Genomic DNA, 19,152 nt, shown 5'->3' on the forward strand with positions numbered 1-19,152 from the left:
GCTGTCGCAGAGGGGCACCCGCCCGCTGACCAGGGCCCGCTGACTAGAGTGGGACCATGCCGGAGAACGCAGGACATTCAGGGGAAACCACAATGCAGCGCCTGGCCACGCAGTACCGGGTGGCCACGCACTATGAGGGCTTTGACGGGGAGACGGTGAGCGTCCCGGAGAAGACGCTGCGCAGCGTGCTCACGGCGCTCGGAGCGGACGTCACGGACGACGACGCCGCGCGGCGCAGCCTGGCCGAGCGCGAGACCGCGCCGTGGCGCACCCTGTTGCCGCCCGTCCTCGTAACCGAGGCGGGTGCCGCGGCCTCGGTCCCGGTGACGTTCGACGACGGGGACACCGTGCGCGTGCGGCTGTGGCACGAGGACGATCCGGACGAGGTCTGGGAACTGCGGCCCGCGCAGGGGACGGCTCCCGAGATGCGCCGCGTCGACGGGACGAGCCGGCAGCGGGTGGCCCACGCGCTGCCGGGGGGCCTGCCGCTGGGCTGGTACCGGCTGGAGGCCACCACTGGCTCGGGCGAGTCCGCGGAGATCGACGTCGCCGTGACCCCGCAGCGCCTCAGCACCACGGACCGGCTGCGCCGAAGCCGACACTGGGGCTACATGGCCCAGCTGTACTCCGTGGTCTCCTCGCGCTCCTGGGGCGTGGGGGACCTCTCGGACCTCGCGTCCCTGGCAGCCGTGAGCGGCGTCCAGGGCGCCGACTACGTGCTGATCAACCCGCTGCACGCCGCCGAGCCCGTCCCGCCCGTGGAGCCCTCCCCGTACCTGCCCTCGAGCCGCCGCTTCTTCAACCCCCTCTACCTGCGCGTGGCGGACGTGGCCGAGTTCCCGTACCTGCGCCCGGCGGACCGGGAGGTCGTGGACCGGCTCGCGGCCATCGAGCGCAAGGCGGTCCTGGACCCCTCCACGATCGACCGCGACTCCGCGTTCGCCGCCAAGCTCAAGACGCTCGAGCTGCTCTACACGGTGCGTCGCTCCCCCCACCGTCAGCAGCAGCTCGAGGCCTTCGTGGCCCAGGGCGGGCAGCCGCTGCAGGACTTCGCCCTGTGGTGTGCGCTGCGCGAGGAGCTGGGGGAGGACAGCCCCCTGTGGGAGGGCGACGCCGCCTCGCCCGAGTCTCCGTACGCCCGGGAGGCGCGCTCCCGGCTGCGCCACCGCATCAACTTCCACGTCTGGCTGCAGTGGCTGCTCGACAACCAGCTGGAGGCCGCCCAGCGCGCCGCCCACCGGGCGGGCATGGACATCGGCGTGGTGCACGACCTCGCCGTGGGCGTCCACAAGCACGGCGCGGACGCCTGGGCCCTGCAGGATGTCATGGCCCAGGGTGTGAGCGTGGGTGCCCCCGCGGACATGTACAACCAGCTCGGCCAGGACTGGAGCCAGCCGCCGTGGGACCCGCAGAAGCTCGCGGAGGCCGGCTACCGGCCGTGGCGGCAGATGATGGGCAGCATCTTCCGCCACTCCGGCGGAGTGAGGATCGACCACGTTGCCGGACTGTTCCGGCTGTGGTGGATCCCGGACGGCAACAAGGCCTCGGACGGCACATACGTCTACTACGACCACGAGGCCATGGTGGGGGTGCTGGCTCTCGAGGCCGAGCTCGCCGGCGTGATCGTGGTGGGCGAGGACCTGGGCACCGTCGAGGACAGTGTGCGCGAGTACCTGGAAGGCAAGGGTGTGCTGGGGACATCCATCCTGTGGTTCGAGATGGACGGGGACATGCCCCTGGACCCCTCCCGCTACCGGGAGCTGTGCATGGCCTCGGTCAACACCCACGACCTGCCGCCCACGGCCGGCTACCTCGAGGGAGTGCAGCTGGAGCTGCGCGAAAAGCTGGGCCTGCTCGCCCGCTCCCCGGAGGAGGAGCGGGAGGACGCCCGGCGCCAGCTCGAGACGTTCTTCACCGCGGTGGCGGACGCTGGCTACCTCCCGCACGGTGAGGAGTCCGGGCAGGAGGAGAAGATCGAGGCGCTCTACCGCTACCTGTGCGATGCCCCCTCGCTGCTGCTCAACGTCTCCCTGGTGGACGCCGTGGGGGAGAAGCGGATCCAGAACCAGCCCGGTACGAGCGACGAGTACCCGAACTGGCGGGTGCCGCTCGCGGACTCGGACGGCCGGCCCGTGATGCTCGAGAACCTGCCACGGATGGAGCGCGTGAACAAGCTCGTGGACGTGGTCAACGAGGCTCTCGGCACGCACCGGAGGGACCCCAAGGTCACCTCTCGGGCCCCCAAGCAGCCCGAGCACCGCGACATCGCGGACCCGTTCCGTGCTGCCACCCCGGAGTCCTGATGCAAGGGCGGGTGGCAGGGAGGGTTGCCCCCCTGGATGAATTAGGTAAGATAAGTCTTCCCTAATCTCCTGGGTGAGGAGATGGGCCGAAGAAGGTGTGTCGGGGTGGTGAGCCGGGTCATGGACGGGTCGCCACCCCACACTCGTCTCTGCGCCCCGGGCCACCCGAGGGTGAGCCCCCCCCCGGGGGGGGGCGGATTCTGTGCCAGACTCCGCTGCGAGGCCCGCGAATTGGCGCATCGCGGCGCACCGGCTAGAATCGAGGGGCGCTCAATCGCACTGTTTCCGTTTCAAATTTGCGAGAGAGTCTGTAGAAGCCTAGAATCTAAGGCTGTCGTGTGGTGGAGTCCATCTACCGGCGCCTAGATCTTCACCGTCTTCGTCGTAGCGAGTGCCCTGACCGGTACTGCCGCGGGGTAAGAGCACATCACGCCCGGCGCGCGAACGGTGGCATTTTCTTGAGGTGACGGACCACTCGTGGCCACGGCCGTTGGCGGAACACCGCCCGGCGGCCGCCATGCGTGCCGTCATTTCGTCGACATTGGACATTGGAGGAGAACACTATGGCAGCGCACTGCCAGGTGACCGGGGCCCAGCCGGGCTTTGGCCACAGCATCTCGCACTCGCACCGCCGCACGAAGCGCCGGTGGAACCCGAACATCCAGAAGAAGCGTTACTGGGTGCCCTCGCTGCGTCGCAACGTCACGCTCAACCTGAGCGCGAAGGGCATCAAGGTCATCGATGCCCGCGGCATCGACGCCGTGGTCAACGAACTCATCGCACGTGGGGAGAAGATCTGAGATGGCTAAGGACAAGGATGTACGTCCCATCATCAAGCTCAAGTCCACGGCCGGCACCGGGTTCACCTACGTCACCCGCAAGAACCGCCGTAACAACCCCGACCGCCTCGTCATGAAGAAGTACGACCCGGTGGTCCGCAAGCACGTCGATTTCCGCGAGGAGCGCTGAATCCATGGCCAAGAAGTCCAAAATCGCCAAGAACGAGCAGCGCAAGGTCATCGTTGAGCGCTACGCCGCCAAGCGCGCAGAGCTGAAGAAGACCCTCGTGGACGAGAACGCGTCCCCCGAGGCCCGTGAAGAGGCCCGTCTGGGCCTGCAGAAGCTGCCCCGCGACGCCTCCCCGATCCGTGTGCGCAACCGCGACCAGATCGACGGCCGTCCCCGCGGCACCTTCCAGCGCTTCGGGATCTCCCGTGTGCGCTTCCGCGACATGGCTCACCGCGGCGAACTGCCCGGCATCTACAAGTCAAGCTGGTAATTTCTCACCGTGAGGGGCCTCCCGCCCCTCGGTAGTCCCTTCCGAGAGATCGCCAACCCAGTCCAGGAGGACAAGCACATGGCTATGAACCGCAGTGAACTCGTCGCCGAGGTTGCCGAGAAGTCCGGCAACACCCAGGCCGCCGTCAACGGCGTGCTGGATTCCCTCTTCGAGGTCTTCGAGAGCTCCGTCTCCAAGGGCGAGAAGATCACGATCCCGGGGTGGCTCTCCGTCGAGCGCACGGACCGTGCCGCTCGCCAGGGCCGCAACCCGCAGACCGGCGAGGCTATCCAGATTCCCGCCGGCCACGGTGTGAAGCTCACCGCCGGCTCCAAGCTGAAGGCTGCCGTCTCCTCCAAGTGAGACAGGCTGGCACGGGTCCCGTACCCGTGACTGTTCAAGGGACCGTTCGCGCATCCGCGCGGACGGTCCCTTTGCGTGCGCCATGACGCGGCACATTTCCGGTACGGCACGGACCGCGCCACACCCCGGGAAGGTTCGTACCGCGCGCCTGGAGTGGCGCATAATGGGAGTCCCTGTCCTGTCCCGCAGCCAGTCCCGGAGGTGTTCGGTGTCCCCTCGCGCACGCCGACTTGCCCGCGGCTGGAGCGCGGCGCTGCTGGGCACCACGCTGGCCGCGGGCTCCCACGCCGCCCTGGATGGAACCTGGCCCCCACCGCTGGTGATCGCCCTGTCCACGTGTCTCGCGGCCCCGGTGTGCATGCTGCTCTCCGGGCGGGCGCTGTCCCGCGCGGGCGTGGCGGCCAGCGTGGCTGTCAGCCAGCTGCTGCTGCACCTGCTCTTCGCCCAGTCCGGGGCCATGGTGCACGCGGCGACGCGCACGCACCACCACGGCACGGCCGCACTGGAGGAGCCGCAGCAGCTGCTCACCTCCGTGCCACCGGTCACCCACCACAGCGGTGCCATGCTCGCGGCGCACGTGCTCGCCGCACTCGCGACCTACGCGCTGCTGCGCCACGGCGAGGTGGCTGTCGTGCGCCTGCTCGCCGCCTGCTCGCTGCGGGTGCTGCGGCTGCTCAACCTGCTCCCGCGGCCCGTGCTCCCGCCGGTTCCCCGGCGGACATCCTGGAGCTCCCCTCGGGCCCTGTCGGACCAGTTGCTGCTCTCCAGCCTGTGCGGGTACCGCGGGCCGCCGGCCGCCGCGTAGGCGTCCGGCGCAGCCCGTCGTGCAGCGTCGATGCCATCCGGAGCATCTAATTGCAGCCCCGCCGCCCCGCGCGGCACACTCGCGCCTCCCGGCGCAGGAGAGACACATCCCATGGAACACATGAACTCCCGCCACACACCCCCGGTCCACACCGCCCATGCCCGTCGCACCCGAGCAGCCCGCACCACACCGGTGACGGGCGTCGATGGGGCTTCCACGCCCGTCCCTGTCAGCTCGCAGGCGGCGGCAGGTGCCGCCGCCGCGCCCGGGGGGCCCCGCGCCGTCGTGCCCGTGCTCCTCGCAGGCCTCGTGGCGATCTTCCTCGTGCTGGCCACGGCCGCTCCGGCGAGCGCCCACGACGAGCTCGTGAGCACGAACCCCGCGGCGGGCTCGAGCATCGAGAAGGCCCCGACCACGCTGGAGCTGACGTTCTCCGGCGACATCCAGGACATCGGCAGCGAGGTCCGGGTCACGGACTCGCACGGGACGGACATCACCCGCGGCACGCTGGCCGTGCAGAAGACGAAGGTCTCGCAGCCGCTGCGCGAGGGCGGGGACGGGGACGAGACCTACACCGTCACGTGGCGGGTCGTCTCCCGGGACGGCCACCCGATCGAGGGAACCTTCACGTACGACGTTGGCGAGGGCGCCGGTTCCACGGCGTCCCCCGCCCCAGTGGCCTCGGCGTCCGGGCAGGCGGGGGGGTCCGACGACTCGCAGCAGCCTGTGAGCGGCACGGGCGTGCCGGGTTGGGTGCTGCCGGTCATCGGGGGCGTCGTGGCCCTGGTGCTGCTGCTGGTGGTGCTGGCCTTCGCCACCCGCCCCCGGCAGCGCTGATCCGCCGGCCGCGCTGCTCCGGCGCTCGGCTGATCCCGGAGCTCAGCTGATCCTGGAGCGCGGCCGTGCCGCGGCTCCGGCCACCATCCACCCCTCCCCGGTTCGCACACCGCCGGGCACGCGCGCACCGCGCACCCCGCGTCCGCCGCCCGCCCGGCCCACGCCGGCCCGGTTGGCCGACGCCGCACGGCAGGCCCCGACGGGTCGCTCGCACCGCCGTTGTGCCGCGTCCGAACCGGACCCCAACTTCCACGAGGAACACCATGAACCTGGACAACAACACGACAACCACCTCCACAGCCGGGCGTCGCGCGGGAGCCACCCCGCCGCTCGCCCACCGCGCGTTCGCTGCGGTGGCGGCACTCGGGATCGGTCTCGCGACACTGACCGGCTGCTCGGCCTCCGGCGGCGGCGCGGAGTCGTCCCCGTCCGCCTCCCAGAGCGCCTCGGACGCGCCGCTGACGCTCGACAACGGCTGGGCGAAGGCCTCGGACTCGGGAACGACCGCCGCCTTCGGCACGCTCACCAACACCTCGGACAAGGACGTGACCGTCACCGGGGCCAGCGCGGACGGAACGGCCGGTTCCGTCCAGCTGCACGAGACGGTCACAGACAGCACGAGCGGTTCCACCACCATGCGCCAGAAGGATGGCGGCTTCACGATTCCCGCGGGCAAGAGCACCGCCCTGGAACCTGGTGGGAACCACATCATGCTCATGGACCTCACCTGCTCGCTGAAGGCGGGGGCAGACCTCACGCTGCAGCTGCACTCGGACGCCGGGACCAAGACGGTCACGGTCCCGGTGCGCGACTACTCGGGTGCCAAGGAGGAGTACGCACCGGGCGAGGACGCGAGCGGCTCCTCGAATTCCCACGAGGGCATGGACATGTCCTCAGCGAGCCCGGAGGCGTCCGCAGGGAGCTCCGAGTACGCGGAGCACTCCGGCCACGAACACTCGTCCGGTGGCAGCACGGAGGGCTCCGGCTCCTCGCACGCGGGCATGGACATGAGCTCGCCGTCCTCCTCCGCGCTCCCGGAATGCCATGCCGGCTGATCGGGTGCCAGTGAAGCCCTCGGGCTGGAGCCGGCGGTCGCTGCTCACGGGCGCGGTCGCCGGTGCCGGTGCGACCGGCATCGGCGCCGTCTCCGCGGCCGTCGTGGGTGGGCAGGCCCCCTGGTCTGCGGCTGCGCGGGACGAGACCCGCCCCGGGCAGCGCGTCGAGCCGTTCCACGGTGCCCGGCAGGCGGGAGTGGCCACGCTGCCGCAGGCGTTCTGCGCGTTCGTGGCCCTGGACCTCGACGCCGCGGCCACCCGCGAGTCGATGCGACGGCTGCTGCGCGTGCTCACGGACGACGCCTCGGCGCTCACGCAGGGACAGGCGCCCGTCAACGACCAGGAGCCGTGGCTCGCGGAGAACCCGTCACGCCTCACCGTGACCGTGGGTTTCGGCCCGCGCGCGGTCTCGCTGGTCGACCGCTCCCGCGCCCCGGGGTGGCTGCGGCCCCTGCCCGCCTTCGGGGTGGACAGGCTGCAGGACGCCTGGAACCAGGGGGACCTGCTGCTGCAGCTGTGCTGCGACGACCGCCTGACCATGGCCCACGCCCAGCGCGTGCTGCTCAAGGACGTCCGCTCGTTCGCGAGCGTGCGGTGGGTGCAGGACGGTTTCCGCAACACGGTGGGCGCCACCCCGGACGGGCAGAGCATGCGCAACCTCTTCGGCCAGGTGGACGGCACCTCCAACCCCTACCCGGGGGAGGAGGACCACGAGCAGGTGGTCTACGGCCGGGACGGTTTCACGCCCTGGATCGAGAACGGCACCTCGCTGGTGCTACGGCGGATCCACATGAACCTGGACACGTGGGACGAGGCCGACACCCCGGCGCGGGAGGACGCGGTGGGGCGCAGGCTCACGGACGGCGCCCCCCTCACCGGGCAGAAGGAGCACGACGAACCGGACCTCGACGCGAAGGGGCCCCTGGGCTTCCCTGTGATCTCCTCCTACAGCCATGTGCGGCGCTCGCGCAGCCCGAACCCGGACGAGAAGATCTTCCGCAGGGTGTACAACTACGACCTGGCGGTGCAAGACGCCTCCGGGCGCAGCGGCTCAGGGGACGTCAGCGGGGGAGTCTCTGCCACGGGGCTGATCTTCGCCTCCTACCAGGCGGATCCGCTGAAGCAGTTCGTCCCCATCCAGAAGCGGCTGGACGAGCTGGACATGCTGAACACGTGGACCGTTCCCATCGGCTCGGCCGTGTTCGCCATCCCGCCCGGGTGCGAGTCGGGTGGTTTCATCGGGGACGTGCTGTTCACGTGACGCACGCCGCGACCACGGCGGAGCCGACGGCGCCCCCGGGACCGGAAGCCGCGGGGCAACAGACATCGGACGAGCAACGGGCCGGAGGGTCACGAGCATGAGCAGCAGGGCACGAACCACGAGCAAGGACCCGCGCGGTGGAAGCCGCGCGGGCGGCACCCCCGGTGGCGCGGCGTCGTCGTCCGGGGCGGGTGTGAGCGTGAGCCCCTGGACCATCGCGGTGGTCCTCGTGGCGGCGATGATCGGGATGAGTGCCGCGCTGGTCTTCGGCGGGGCGGCGGCCCCCCGGCAGGTCGCCGATCCCGGCACGCTCGTGCGCTGGGGTCTGCCCACCGTTAAGGTGGTCCACAACATCGCGATGACCGTGGTCATGGGCGGGCTGCTCTTCGCCATCGGGGTGGTGCCGCGCTTCGCGGACCGCACCCGCAAGCGCCCGCCGCGCAACAGCCGGGACCAGGCGGGGGAGCCGGAGCACCCCGCGTTCCGCTCGGTCCTGCAGCTCGTGGAGGCGGCGTCCGTGGTGTGGACGGTGGCCGCCGTGGCGGTGCTGATCTTCACCTACTCGGACGTCTCCGGATCCTCGATCGGCGGCGGCGAGAACTACACGCAGCAGCTGCTGCACTACGTCACCGGGATCTCCACGGGGCAGTCGCAGGCGGTCATCGTGATGGTCGCTGCGGTGGTGACCACCCTGGTCTTCGGAGTGCGGGCGCTGCTGGGCCTGTTCTGCACGCTCGCGCTGTCCTTCGTGGCGCTCGTGGCCATGGCCCTCAACGGCCACGCCTCCGGCGGCGCGGACCACATGGGCGCGGTCAACTCCCTGGGCCTGCACCTGCTGGGCGTGTGCCTGTGGGTGGGCGGGATCCTCGTGCTGGTCTGGGTGGGTCCCCTGCTCTCCCGGGAGTCCTCGGTGGTCAGCCGTCGGGGCGGAACCACCCACACCGAGCCGCTGCTCGCGGTGGTGCTGCGGCGCTACTCCGCGGTGGCCCTGGGCTGCTACGCGCTGGTGCTGCTCTCCGGCATCGTCAACGCGGCGGTGCGCATCGGCTCGTGGGAGCAGCTGGGCTCCTCCTACGGGGTACTCGCGCTGACCAAGCTCGTGCTGACCCTGCTGCTGGGGCTGGCCGGCTTCGCCCACCGCCAGTGGCTGATCCCGGGTGTGGTGGACGGCTCGCGCTCGCGCACGGTCACGATGTGGCGCGTGATCGTGGTGGAGGTCGTACTCATGGGCCTGCTCATGGGCATCGCCACGGCCCTGGGGCGCACAGCCCCTCCCGTGCCCGAGGAGCTGCAGCCGGACGCCTCGCCCGCCCGCATCCTCACGTGGTACGAGCTGCCCCCGGAACCCACCCCGGCGAGCTGGTTCACCACCTGGCGCCTGGACTGGTTCTGGGTGGCCGTGGTGGTCTTCATGGCCGTGGTCTACCTGTGGGCCGCGGTCAAGGTGTGGCGGCGCGGGGACACGTGGTCGGTCCTGCGCACGGCGTCCTGGTTCGTGGGTCTCGCCGCACTGATGTACGCGACGAGCGGCGGCGTGGCCGTCTACGCCCGCGTGCTGTTCTCCGCGCACATGGTGGAGCACATGAGCCTCACGATGGTCGTGCCGCTCTTCCTGGTCTGCGGCGCACCGGTCACCGTGATCCTCAAGGCACTGGAGCCGCGCCGGGACGGCACCCGCGGTCCCCGCGAGTGGATCCTGCGGCTCGTGCACTCCACGTGGGGCAAGGTGGTCACCCACCCGATCTTCGCGGCGGCGAACTTCGCGTTCTCGATCGTGCTGTTCTACTTCACGGACCTGTTCCGCTTCACGCTGCGCTACCACGTGGGCCACGAGTTCATGATGGTGCACTTCCTGTTCACCGGGTACATGTTCGCGCTCGTGCTGATCGGCATCGACCCCATCCCGCGGCGTCCCACCTACCCGATGCGCCTGCTGCTGCTGCTCGCCACCATGGCCGCCCACGCGTTCATCGGCATCAGCATCATGAGCCTGACCACGGTGCTGCAGGCGTCCTGGTTCGGGAACATGGGCCGCCCCTGGGGGCCCAGCGCCCTGGACGACCAGGAGCTCGGAGGCATGCTCATGTGGGGCATCGGGGAGTTCCCCACGTTCCTGCTCGCGGTCATCGTGGCCGTGATGTGGGCCATGGAGGGCTCCAAGGAGAACCGCCGCGTGGACCGGCAGGCGGACCGCACGGACGACGCCGAGCTGCGCGCCTACAACCAGATGATGGCCGAGCTCGCCGAACGGGACGAGCGCGGCCGCTGAGCCGGGCGGCGTCGTCGTCGCGTGAAGAACAGCGCGACGGCGCCGCGCAGGCCAGCACGACGACGCCGTGCCCGCGGCCTCCCCGCCCGGCGCCACCGCGCAGGGAGACCACAGTGCGGGGAGACCGCCGTGCGCGGGGCGTCACGCGGGGCCCGGGAAGCAGGGCCGCGCGGATAACGTTGTCCCCGGTAGACAACTCTCCCCGTCCCGGAAGGATCCATCCGACGTGACAGCCGCACGCATGACCACCCCCGTCCGCGCCTCCGAGCTCGAGGGCCGGGCCTGGCTGAACACCGGTGGTGAGCAGCTGGACCTGAACGCCCTGCGGGGGAAGATCGTGGTCCTGGACTTCTGGTCCTTCTGCTGCATCAACTGCCTCCACGTGCTCGACGAGCTGCGTCCCCTCGAGGAGCAGTACTCGGACGTGCTCGTGACGGTGGGCGTGCACTCGCCCAAGTTCGAGCACGAGGCGGACCCGGACGCGCTCGCCGCCGCCGTGGACCGCTACGAGATCACCCACCCCGTGCTGGACGACCCCGGCCTGCAGACCTGGGACGCCTACACCGCACGTGCGTGGCCCACCCTGGTGGTGCTGGACCCGGAGGGCTACATTGTGGCCCACCTCTCCGGCGAGGGGCACGTCCAGGGGCTCGAGTCCCTGGTGGCGGAGCTCGTGGCCGAGCACGAGGCCAAGGGCACGCTGCACCGCGGCGACGGGCCGTACGTGCCCCGCCCGCGCCCCGAGGGCGATCTGCGCTTCCCGGGCAAGGTCGTGGCCCTGCCGGACGGCTCGTTCATGGTGAGCGACACCGGCCACCACCGTCTGGTGCAGCTCGAGGCGGACCTCGCCACCGTGCGCGGCACCATCGGCTCCGGCACCCGGGGCTGGGCGGACGGACCGCGGGACGCGGCCCGGTTCAACGAGCCCCAGGGCATCGCGGTGCTTCCGCAGCAGCTGCGCTCGCAGCTCGGCTACGACCTCGTGGTCGCGGACACCGTGAACCACCGGCTGCGCGGGGTGGACCTCGGCTCGGGGTCGGTGCGCACCATCGCCGGCAACGGCGTCCAGCGACTGCTCGACGACGCGCGCGCCCGCGGCGTGGACCCGAACGCGATCACGGAGGGGGACCCCCTGTCCGTGGCGCTGTCCTCCCCCTGGGACGTCGTGTGGTCGCAGACCGCGGACGCGCTCGTGATCGCAATGGCCGGCACCCACCAGCTCTTCTCCTTCGACCCGCGCACCGGTGCGCTCGCCGTGCTGGCCGGTACCGGGGACGAGGGTCTGCGCGACGGCGCGGCGGACGGTTCCTGGTTCGCCCAGCCCTCCGGCCTGGCGCAGGCTGAGGACGGCTCCGTGTGGGTCGCGGACTCCGAGTCCTCCGCGCTGCGCCGCGTGCGCTTCACCGACGACGGCGCCGTGGCTGCGGTGGACTCCGCCGTGGGCCTGGGCCTGTTCGATTTCGGCTTCCGCGACGGCCCCGCGGAGCAGGCCCGGCTGCAGCACTGCCTGGGCGTCACGGTGCTGCCGGACGGCTCCGTGGCCGTGGCCGACACCTACAACGGTGCTGTGCGCCGCTTCGACCCCGCCACGGGCGAGGTCTCCACCCTCACTCGGGGACTCGCCGAGCCCTCGGACGTGCTCCTGGACACGAGCCAGGACGAGCCCGTCCTCGTGGTGGTCGAGACCAACGCCCACCGCGTGGTGCGGGTGGCCGTCCCCAAGCAGGCGCAGACCGTGGACGAGGGCGCGGCGCAGATGCAGCGCAAGCGCACCCCCGTGGCCCCCGGTGAGCTTGAGCTCACCGTCCGCTTCGCGGCCCCGAGCGGGCAGAAGCTCGACACCCGGTGGGGGGACCCCACGCAGCTGAAGGTCTCCTCCTCCCCGGAGGACGCGCTCGTTGCGGGGGACGGCACCGCCCGGGGACTCACCCGCACCCTGCGGCTCGCCGACGGCGTCACGGAGGGCGTCCTGCACATCACCGCCCGGGCCGCGGCGTGCGATGGCTCCCCGGACGGCGAGATCCCCGAGCACGCGGCCTGCCACCTCTACCAGCAGGACTGGGGGATCCCCTTCACCGTGGACCCCGCCGCGGACTCCTCCCTCACGCTGGAGCTGCGCGGGCTGGACTGAGTAGGCCGGGCTGAGCGGGCCGGGCTGGTTGGACGACGACGGCGCGTGACGGGCGCGGGGGAGCGCGCGTGCGGCGTCGTCGTCCGTGGCCGCCTGCGAGCCGCAGCGGTGGGGTGCGTCAGCGGGGCGTGACCGTGGCCTTGTCCTGCGTGACCTTCAGGCTCGCCGAGAAGGTGAAGGGGACGTCCGCCGAGACCTTGGACGTGGTGCCGTCGTAGAGGTTCACCGCGGTGAACTCGATGTGCGCGGTCCCCCTGCTGTCCGGCAGGGACCACTGGTCCGCGTGCGCGCCGCCCAGCTCGACCGTGGAGCGCGGGTAGTCCTTGATGCTCCAGCTGACCTTGTCCTGGATCCGTCCGTCGAACTCGTAGCTGAACGGGCAGTCCTCGGGGTAGAGGCTGTCCTTGGCCGCGCATGCGTCGAGATGCTCGTGGACCTGCTGCTCCACCTGCTGCTGGAGCTGCTCCGACGGGACGGCGGTGAGCTTCATCGTCGTATCCTTGGACGAGTCGCTCACGGCTACCTCCTGCGGCTGGGCGGTGACCATGGGGGAGGTGTAGGACCCCGTGTAGACGCCGGGGTAGAAGACGGCGAACTCGCGCGAGGAGTCCCGCAGCGCCACGGACACCCCGTTGATGTCCACCGCGGTGGAGCCGGGCATGGACACGGACATGGTGGGCAGCGTGGTGGGGTCGAAGTCCCACACTGTGAAGAACCCCCACTGAGTCTCCGCCGGGTGCAGCCTGAACTCCGAGGACGCCTGCTTCCCGTCCAGGAGGTAGTCTGCTCGGACCGTGGTGGTGTCCCCGTCCGAGTCGACCGTGGAGACCGCCACATCCTGCAGGTGCTTGCCCGCCTCCGCGAGCGGATCCCCGTCCAGCAGCGCGGCGTTGGAGTCCGGAACCTCGGCGTTGAGCAGACCCAGGGCCTTGGCGCCGTCCCCGTCCTGCAGCGCCTGGAAGTACTCCCGGACCTCGGTCTCAGGGCCGTACTGGTACTTGTTCACGAGCGCAATGGCCACCGCGGCGGCGGCCACGGCCAGCACGATCAGGAAGAACCAGGCACCCAGGGCCCTGATGATGCGATCACTGCGTTCCATGGCTCCTCACGGTAGTTCATGCGCGCCCCGCCTGCGCCGTGTCACCCGGTTCGCCGCGCGGCGTCACGCTCGCGGGGTCCGGCTCCGGCGCGGCCCCTGGAACGGCCAGTAGGCTGGGGCGAGCCCGGCCGGGAGCAGGACCAGGGATCGTGCTTCACGCACGGAGCTGCGCAGGCAACGGTTCACGAGGCCCGCACCCTGGGGACCGAACTCCCGATGCGTCCGGGGGCACCAGGCACCCCGCGACCGACAGCGGCCGTGACCAGAGACCCGAGGAGCGCGAGCGCACAACATGGCAGAGACCGTCCGGCAGGTGCCCCAGAAGTACGGCGTGCCCGAGCACGTGTTCCACCCCCGGCTCGGTTCCTACGGGCGGCGGCTCGCGGCCTCCGCCGCGCCCCTGCTCCTGGTGGTGCTGGCGGTCGGGGCAATCTTCTACCGGCGGCCGGCCGGGCCCGTGACCGGCGTGCTCGCCTTGACCGCCCTCGCCGGTCTCGTGGGCGCCTACGTGAACCTGCGCCCGGCGCTCGCGGTGCTGACACCCGGGTTCGTGCTCGTCTCACGGTGGGTCGGGTTCCACGCCGTGGCCCGGGAACGGATCACGCAGGTGGTCACCGTCGAGAAGCTGCTGGCGCCCCGTTCCGGTTCGGGCCGTTCCCGGGGCAGGCCGTACCTGTGGTTCGTCACGGCCTCCGGGCGCCGCGCCCTCGGGCTCGACGGTACCGTCTGGGACGCCCGGACCCTCGACGAGCTCGCCCGGGCCAGCGGTGCGCAGCACGTGAACTTTCGGCAGGCCACCCCCGCGCAGGTGAGTGAGAACTGGCGCCGGCTGGTCCCGTGGCACGTGCGCCACCCGAGATTGCGCTATGCGGCGTCCTCGCTCGCGCTGCTCACCGTGATCGCCCTGCTGGGCTGGTGGGCGCTGGCCAGCACGGCGGGCTCGGTCGGCTGAGACGGGGCCCCGGGAGGGGCCAGAGTCGGGAGCAGAGGAGGTGCCGGGGTTGGCCGAGGGGCCGGGGACTGAGGGGCGACCGGGACCGCCCGCGGGACCGGGACCGCGCCAGGCGCCAGGAGCTGACGACGACGGCCGGTTCCCGTGGTGGAGAACCGGCCGTCGTCGTGCGGCGAGGGGCGCTGGGGATCAGCGTGCGGCGCTGCTGCCCGCCCCGCCGTCGTGCTCGGCCCCACCGGCGGGGGAGGTCCCCGCGGCGCCGGCCTGATCCGCGCGCGCACTGTCACGCCGGCGGGCACGCTCGATCTCGTTCTTGCGCTCCTCGTTGGCCTCGCGGGTCAGCTCCGCACCGGCCTCCGCGTCACGCGTGAGGTTCTCGCCCGTCTCCGGGTTGAACACGGGCATCTTGCGGCTGTCCAACCAGATCTTTGCCGTGGAGCCACCGCGGATGCGGGAGGAGGCGTCCAGGGAGACGACCACCTGGGCGGGCATCTCGTCCGCGTCCAGCTCTTGAGCCAGCTCGTTGAGCTTGTGCTGCACGGCGGCATCCTGCTGGTAGTGGATGTAGCCGTACTGCTGGTTGCCCAGCCACTCGGTGTGCGTGAACTCGGAGTCGAAGACGGTCCCGTGGGGGATCTTCGTCTCGTCCACGAACTTCGCGTCCTCGAAGTGCTCCGGGCGCAGGCCCAGCAGCACGATCTCGGGGGCGTTCGTGAGCTTGCCCTGCACGCGCTCCGGAATCTCGATGTCCCCGATCGGGGTGTGGAACACCGAGCCGTTCACGCGCGCCGGGATGAAGTTCATGGACGGAGCGCCGATGAACCCCGCCACGAACAGGTTGACGGGCTGTTCGTAGAGCTCCCTCGGGGACGCGATCTGCTGGAGCTGACCACGCTTGAGCACGGCCACGCGGTCACCGAGGGTCATGGCCTCGGTCTGGTCGTGAGTCACGTACAGCGACGTGATGCCCATGCGGCGCTGCAGCTGCGCGATCTCCGTGCGCATCTGGCCGCGCAGCTTGGCGTCCAGGTTGGACAGGGGTTCGTCGAAGAGGAACGCGTCCGCGTCACGCACGATCGCGCGCCCCATGGCCACGCGCTGGCGCTGACCGCCGGAGAGGTTCGCCGGCTTGCGCTCGAGGTGCTCGTTGAGGTCCAGGGTGTCCGCCGCCTCGCGCACCTTGCGGTCGATCTCCTCCTCGCTGAACTGCCCCTTGGACAGGCGCAGCGGGAAGGCGATGTTCTCGTACACCGACAGGTGCGGGTACAGCGCGTAGTTCTGGAACACCATCGAGAGGTTGCGATCACGCGGCTGCTTGTCGTTGACGCGCACCCCGTTGATGCTCAGGTCCCCGGAGGTGATGTCCTCGAGGCCCACGACCATGCGCAGGAGCGTGGACTTGCCGCAGCCGGAGGGGCCCACGAGGATCAGGAACTCGCCGTCGGCGACGTCGATGGAGATGTCGTTGACCGCGGGGAAACCGTCGTCGTACTTCTTGACGAGGTGTTCCATGGTGATTGCTGCCATGTCTACTCAGTCCTATCTGTGTAAAAGCGTGGATGGTGCGGCGGGCTCAGCCCTTGACCGCGCCCTGGGTCAGGCCGGAGACGATCTGGCGCTGGAACGCCAGAACGAGCAGCACCACAGGGATGGTCACGATGATCGCCGCCGCGGAAATCGCGCCCGCAGGGGCCTCGAACTGCGAGGCGCCGGTGAAGAACGCGAGTGCCGCCGGGACGGGACGCGCCGCGGCGGTCGAGGTCAGGCCGATGCCGTACACGAAGTCGTTCCACGCGATGAAGAACGCGATGATCGCCGTGGTGAAGACACCCGGCAGCGTGAGCGGCACGATCACCTTGCGGAACGCCTGCCACGTGGTGGCGCCGTCCACCTGCGCCGCGCGGTCCAGGTCCCAGGGGATCTGCTGGAAGAACGCCGCCAGGGTCCAGATGGAGATCGGCAGGGTCAGGGACAGGTAGGGGATGATCAGGCCGAGCCAGGTGTCGTAGAGCCCCACCTGGCGCCACAGGTTGAACAACGGCGTGACGATGGAGACCACTGGGAACATCGAGACCATCAGCGCGGTGGTCAGCACGATCTTCTTGCCCGGGAAGTCCAGGCGTGCGATCGCGTAGGCGCACAGTGTCGCGAGCACGACGGCCACGAACGTGGAGATCAGTGAGATGCCGATCGAGTTCCACAGGGCCGGCAGGAACAGGTCCTTGGCCTCGCCCACGAAGATCTGCTCGTAGTTGCTCGTGACGAACTTCGTGGGGATGAACTTGCCCGAGTTCAGGTCCGAGGAGGACTTGAAGGACGTCATCAGGATGGACAGGACGGGGAACAGCGCGTAGACCAGCACCGCGATGCTGATGACGGTCCAGCCGATTTTCTGCTTGGTGCTCAACATGACGGTTACTTCCCCTTCCCAGAGCCACCGGTGAGGTCCACCTTGAAGACCTTTATGGCCACCAGCGCGATGAGCATCACGCAGATGAACAGGATCACCGAGATGGCCGAACCAAGGCCGATTTCCAGACGACCGATGGACGTGCGGTACGCGAGCAGCGAGAGCGTCTCGGTGCCGTACTGGCCCTTGGTCATGATGAAGACGTTGTCGAAGATGCGGAAGGCGTCCAGGGCGCGGAACACCACGGCCACCATGATGGCGGCCTTCATGTTCGGCAGGACCACCTTGCTCAGGCGTTGCCATGCCGAGGCGCCGTCCACACGGGCGGCCTCGGTGAGCTCACCGGGGACCTGTGCGAGCCCGGAGAGCAGCAGCAGCGAGATGAACGGGGTGGTCTTCCAGATCTCCGAGGCCATGATCACGAACAGAGACGGGCCCGCGGAGGCAAACCAGTTGAAGTCCGGACCGATCATGGGCAGCCACGAGAGCCAGTTGTTCACGTAGCCGGTGGTGATGTCGAAGGCGTAGAACCACGCGAACGCGGAGACCACAGTGATGATGCCGTAGGGCACCAGGATGGCGGTGCGCAGCAGGCCGCGCGTGGCCTTGATGGCGCTGTGCATCACGAGCGCGAGGGCGAGGCCCAGGACGAGTTCCACGACCACCGTGACCACCGTGATCAGCAGGGTCACGCCCAGGTCCCGCCAGAACACGATGTCCGACAGTGCCGTGGCGTAGTTGCCCAGGAACACGAACTCCTTGTCACCGGGCGCGGTGAGGCGGAAGGAGAACAGGGAGTCCCACAAGGCCTGGACGATCGGGTACAGCGTGACCAGGAGCATGATCACGAACGCCGGTCCAGCGAGCAGCCAGCCCAGCTTGCGCTCAGCGCGGGCGCGGTCCGAGAGATGACGCCTGGTGCGGGTCTTCTCCGGCGCCGCGGCGGGAGCGGAGGAATTGACGGTGGTGCTCACAGCAACGCATCTCCCTTCAGGACTTCCTGGATGAATTCGGTGGTCTCACGCGGGGTGTCCTCGGTGACGTCCGCCGGCGGGGTCCAGTTCTGCTGGATGGCCGTGGAGATCTCGTTGTAGTACGGGGTCTGCGCGCGAGGCTTCGCGGCGTCGAGGGACTTGCGGATGGTGTTGGCCATGGGGTACGCCTTCTTGACCTCGGGGTCGTCGAAGGCCTTCGTGGACGACGGCGGGTTGCCGTTGGTCGCGAAGTACTGGGCCTGGTGCTCGGGGGAGACGATGCACTGCACGGCCTCCCACGCGAGGTCCTGGTTCTTGGACGTGGCGCCCACGCCCAGGTTGATGCCGCCCAGCGGCGGGTGCGCCTCGGTGTCCGCGTCGACACGGGGCCACGTGGTCCACTTGATGTCGTCCAGCACCGACTTGTCGAGGGTGCCCTCGTCCACGGAGGCCTTGGTGGCCGAGTAGATGAACGGCCAGTTGACCATGAACGAGCCCTTGTCCCCCTGGAACTGGATCATGGAGGCGTTCTCGTCCTGGGTGGCCAGGCCGGGTCCGCCGAGGCCCTCCTTGCCGATGGTCCCGATGATCTCCGCGGCCTTCTTGCCGGCGTCGGAGTCCAGCGTGATCTTGGCGTCCTGACCGTCCTGGCCGTCCGAGACCACCTGGCCGCCGGCCGACTCCACGAGGCCGTTGACCCACACAGACATGGCCTCACCGCGCACGCCCTGCACACCCAGGTACTTGTCCTGGGACTTGGCCGCCTTGATGAGCTGGTCCCACGTGACGGGCTTGGACATGTCCAGACCCGCCGCCTTGGCCGCGGACTCGCGGTACCACAGCAGCTGCGTGTTGGCCCAGAACGGGATGGCCACGAGCTCGTCGTTCCACGTGGCGCCCTGCAGCGGGCCCTCGAGCGTGTCCGTGGTGGTGGCCTTTGCCACGTCCTCGGGGGGCTTCGCGAGGAAGCCGGGCTCCGCGAGCTCGGGCACGAAGGGCGGGTCGAGACTCATGATGTCCATGGACGTGTCCCCGGCCGCGAGGCGGCGTGCCAGCTGCTCGCGCTGCGACGAGGCGTCACGGGGCAGCAGGGAGGTCTGGATCTTGTACTTGCCGCCGGACGCGTCCGAGCACTGCTGGGCGAGGACGTCCTGGCCGCCGTCGTCCGGGTTGATGTACCAGGTGAGCGTGGGCGGGCCTGATTCCCCGTTGCCGCACCCCGTGAGCAGCATGGCGGACACGGCGGCGACGGCCGCAACGCTGCGGACGGCACGCGGTTTCCCGGCCCTGTGCGAGTGGTGAGTGGACTTCACGATGTTTCCTCTCCTGACGAGCTCATGAGCTGACGCACCGGGCCTGACGCTCCCCGAGGGGCGCAGACCGATTCAGCATCTGTACAGTCTAAGGGTGGTGT

General features: G+C 70.1%; 17 protein-coding genes. 12 read left to right on the forward strand and 5 right to left on the reverse strand.

Features of this window, described 5'->3' with window-relative positions; all coding sequences use genetic code 11:
* Positions 1 to 56 precede the first annotated feature (56 nt).
* From malQ to ABD264_RS06425, 11 genes are all read left to right on the forward strand, one after another.
* Positions 57 to 2,303, forward strand: a complete 2,247-nt coding sequence (malQ, locus tag ABD264_RS06375) for a 4-alpha-glucanotransferase (RefSeq protein WP_344205017.1) — start codon at positions 57 to 59, stop codon at positions 2,301 to 2,303.
* Positions 2,304 to 2,866: 563 nt separating this feature from the next.
* Positions 2,867 to 3,103: a 50S ribosomal protein L28 gene (gene rpmB / locus ABD264_RS06380; protein WP_012397434.1), complete on the forward strand. Its 237-nt coding sequence runs from the start codon at positions 2,867 to 2,869 to the stop codon at positions 3,101 to 3,103.
* 1 nt (position 3,104) lies between these two features.
* The gene (gene rpmG / locus ABD264_RS06385; RefSeq protein ID WP_012397435.1) at positions 3,105 to 3,272 is read left to right on the forward strand and encodes a 50S ribosomal protein L33; all 168 of its coding nucleotides are present in this window, start codon (positions 3,105 to 3,107) and stop codon (positions 3,270 to 3,272) included.
* A gap of 4 nt (positions 3,273 to 3,276) precedes the next feature.
* Entirely contained in the window at positions 3,277 to 3,582 is a 306-nt protein-coding gene (gene rpsN, locus ABD264_RS06390; protein ID WP_012397436.1) for a 30S ribosomal protein S14, read from the forward strand.
* 78 nt (positions 3,583 to 3,660) lie between these two features.
* The gene (locus ABD264_RS06395; RefSeq protein WP_055082754.1) at positions 3,661 to 3,945 is read left to right on the forward strand and encodes an HU family DNA-binding protein; all 285 of its coding nucleotides are present in this window, start codon (positions 3,661 to 3,663) and stop codon (positions 3,943 to 3,945) included.
* A 208-nt stretch (positions 3,946 to 4,153) separates the two neighbouring features.
* Positions 4,154 to 4,750: a hypothetical protein gene (locus ABD264_RS06400; protein WP_144941047.1), complete on the forward strand. Its 597-nt coding sequence runs from the start codon at positions 4,154 to 4,156 to the stop codon at positions 4,748 to 4,750.
* Positions 4,751 to 4,861: 111 nt separating this feature from the next.
* Positions 4,862 to 5,587, forward strand: coding sequence for a copper resistance CopC family protein (locus ABD264_RS06405; RefSeq protein ID WP_244944735.1), 726 nt, complete (start codon positions 4,862 to 4,864; stop codon positions 5,585 to 5,587).
* A gap of 263 nt (positions 5,588 to 5,850) precedes the next feature.
* Positions 5,851 to 6,642 (forward strand): copper chaperone PCu(A)C, encoded by a 792-nt coding sequence (locus tag ABD264_RS06410; RefSeq protein WP_344205021.1) that lies wholly within the window; start codon positions 5,851 to 5,853, stop codon positions 6,640 to 6,642.
* A complete protein-coding gene (locus ABD264_RS06415) occupies positions 6,632 to 7,903 on the forward strand; it encodes a Dyp-type peroxidase (RefSeq protein ID WP_344205023.1) in 1,272 nt (423 codons plus the stop codon). Before ABD264_RS06410 ends, ABD264_RS06415 begins: the two co-directional genes overlap by 11 nt.
* A gap of 97 nt (positions 7,904 to 8,000) precedes the next feature.
* Complete coding sequence (locus tag ABD264_RS06420) at positions 8,001 to 10,172, forward strand: bifunctional copper resistance protein CopD/cytochrome c oxidase assembly protein (RefSeq protein WP_344205025.1); 2,172 nt, start codon at positions 8,001 to 8,003, stop codon at positions 10,170 to 10,172.
* 241 nt (positions 10,173 to 10,413) lie between these two features.
* Positions 10,414 to 12,303: an NHL domain-containing thioredoxin family protein gene (locus tag ABD264_RS06425; protein ID WP_344205164.1), complete on the forward strand. Its 1,890-nt coding sequence runs from the start codon at positions 10,414 to 10,416 to the stop codon at positions 12,301 to 12,303.
* 118 nt (positions 12,304 to 12,421) lie between these two features.
* Here ABD264_RS06425 and ABD264_RS06430 read toward each other — a convergent pair whose 3' ends face one another.
* Positions 12,422 to 13,402, reverse strand: a complete 981-nt coding sequence (locus ABD264_RS06430) for a hypothetical protein (protein ID WP_290500072.1) — start codon at positions 13,400 to 13,402, stop codon at positions 12,422 to 12,424.
* Between the two features lie 292 nt (positions 13,403 to 13,694).
* Here ABD264_RS06430 and ABD264_RS06435 point away from each other — a divergent pair, with 292 nt between their 5' ends.
* Complete coding sequence (locus ABD264_RS06435) at positions 13,695 to 14,354, forward strand: hypothetical protein (RefSeq protein ID WP_144941037.1); 660 nt, start codon at positions 13,695 to 13,697, stop codon at positions 14,352 to 14,354.
* 189 nt (positions 14,355 to 14,543) lie between these two features.
* Here ABD264_RS06435 and ABD264_RS06440 read toward each other — a convergent pair whose 3' ends face one another.
* The 4 genes from ABD264_RS06440 to ABD264_RS06455 are packed head-to-tail and all read right to left on the reverse strand — an operon-like array spanning position 14,544 to position 19,051.
* A complete protein-coding gene (locus ABD264_RS06440) occupies positions 14,544 to 15,881 on the reverse strand; it encodes an ABC transporter ATP-binding protein (RefSeq protein ID WP_290500074.1) in 1,338 nt (445 codons plus the stop codon).
* Between the two features lie 46 nt (positions 15,882 to 15,927).
* Complete coding sequence (locus ABD264_RS06445) at positions 15,928 to 16,764, reverse strand: carbohydrate ABC transporter permease (protein ID WP_145010142.1); 837 nt, start codon at positions 16,762 to 16,764, stop codon at positions 15,928 to 15,930.
* A gap of 5 nt (positions 16,765 to 16,769) precedes the next feature.
* Positions 16,770 to 17,738 (reverse strand): carbohydrate ABC transporter permease, encoded by a 969-nt coding sequence (locus ABD264_RS06450; RefSeq protein WP_144941033.1) that lies wholly within the window; start codon positions 17,736 to 17,738, stop codon positions 16,770 to 16,772.
* Entirely contained in the window at positions 17,735 to 19,051 is a 1,317-nt protein-coding gene (locus ABD264_RS06455) for an extracellular solute-binding protein (protein ID WP_303104559.1), read from the reverse strand. Before ABD264_RS06455 ends, ABD264_RS06450 begins: the two co-directional genes overlap by 4 nt.
* Between the last annotated feature and the right edge of the window lie 101 nt (positions 19,052 to 19,152).

Source organism: Kocuria salsicia, assembly GCF_039532055.1.
Classification (GTDB): Bacteria; Actinomycetota; Actinomycetes; order Actinomycetales; family Micrococcaceae; genus Kocuria; species Kocuria salsicia.

Bases quoted from the DNA above. Each gene is read 5' to 3' on its own strand.
- ABD264_RS06430 (WP_290500072.1), bottom strand. From the start codon at position 13,402: ATGGAACGCAGTGATCGCATCATCAGGGCCCTGGGTGCCTGGTTCTTC.
- ABD264_RS06415 (WP_344205023.1), top strand. From the start codon at position 6,632: ATGCCGGCTGATCGGGTGCCAGTGAAGCCCTCGGGCTGGAGCCGGCGG.
- malQ (WP_344205017.1), top strand. From the start codon at position 57: ATGCCGGAGAACGCAGGACATTCAGGGGAAACCACAATGCAGCGCCTG.
- ABD264_RS06440 (WP_290500074.1), bottom strand. From the start codon at position 15,881: ATGGCAGCAATCACCATGGAACACCTCGTCAAGAAGTACGACGACGGT.
- ABD264_RS06435 (WP_144941037.1), top strand. From the start codon at position 13,695: ATGGCAGAGACCGTCCGGCAGGTGCCCCAGAAGTACGGCGTGCCCGAG.
- ABD264_RS06395 (WP_055082754.1), top strand. From the start codon at position 3,661: ATGGCTATGAACCGCAGTGAACTCGTCGCCGAGGTTGCCGAGAAGTCC.
- ABD264_RS06410 (WP_344205021.1), top strand. From the start codon at position 5,851: ATGAACCTGGACAACAACACGACAACCACCTCCACAGCCGGGCGTCGC.
- rpmG (WP_012397435.1), top strand. From the start codon at position 3,105: ATGGCTAAGGACAAGGATGTACGTCCCATCATCAAGCTCAAGTCCACG.
- ABD264_RS06420 (WP_344205025.1), top strand. From the start codon at position 8,001: ATGAGCAGCAGGGCACGAACCACGAGCAAGGACCCGCGCGGTGGAAGC.
- ABD264_RS06445 (WP_145010142.1), bottom strand. From the start codon at position 16,764: ATGTTGAGCACCAAGCAGAAAATCGGCTGGACCGTCATCAGCATCGCG.
- ABD264_RS06405 (WP_244944735.1), top strand. From the start codon at position 4,862: ATGGAACACATGAACTCCCGCCACACACCCCCGGTCCACACCGCCCAT.
- rpsN (WP_012397436.1), top strand. From the start codon at position 3,277: ATGGCCAAGAAGTCCAAAATCGCCAAGAACGAGCAGCGCAAGGTCATC.
- ABD264_RS06425 (WP_344205164.1), top strand. From the start codon at position 10,414: ATGACCACCCCCGTCCGCGCCTCCGAGCTCGAGGGCCGGGCCTGGCTG.
- rpmB (WP_012397434.1), top strand. From the start codon at position 2,867: ATGGCAGCGCACTGCCAGGTGACCGGGGCCCAGCCGGGCTTTGGCCAC.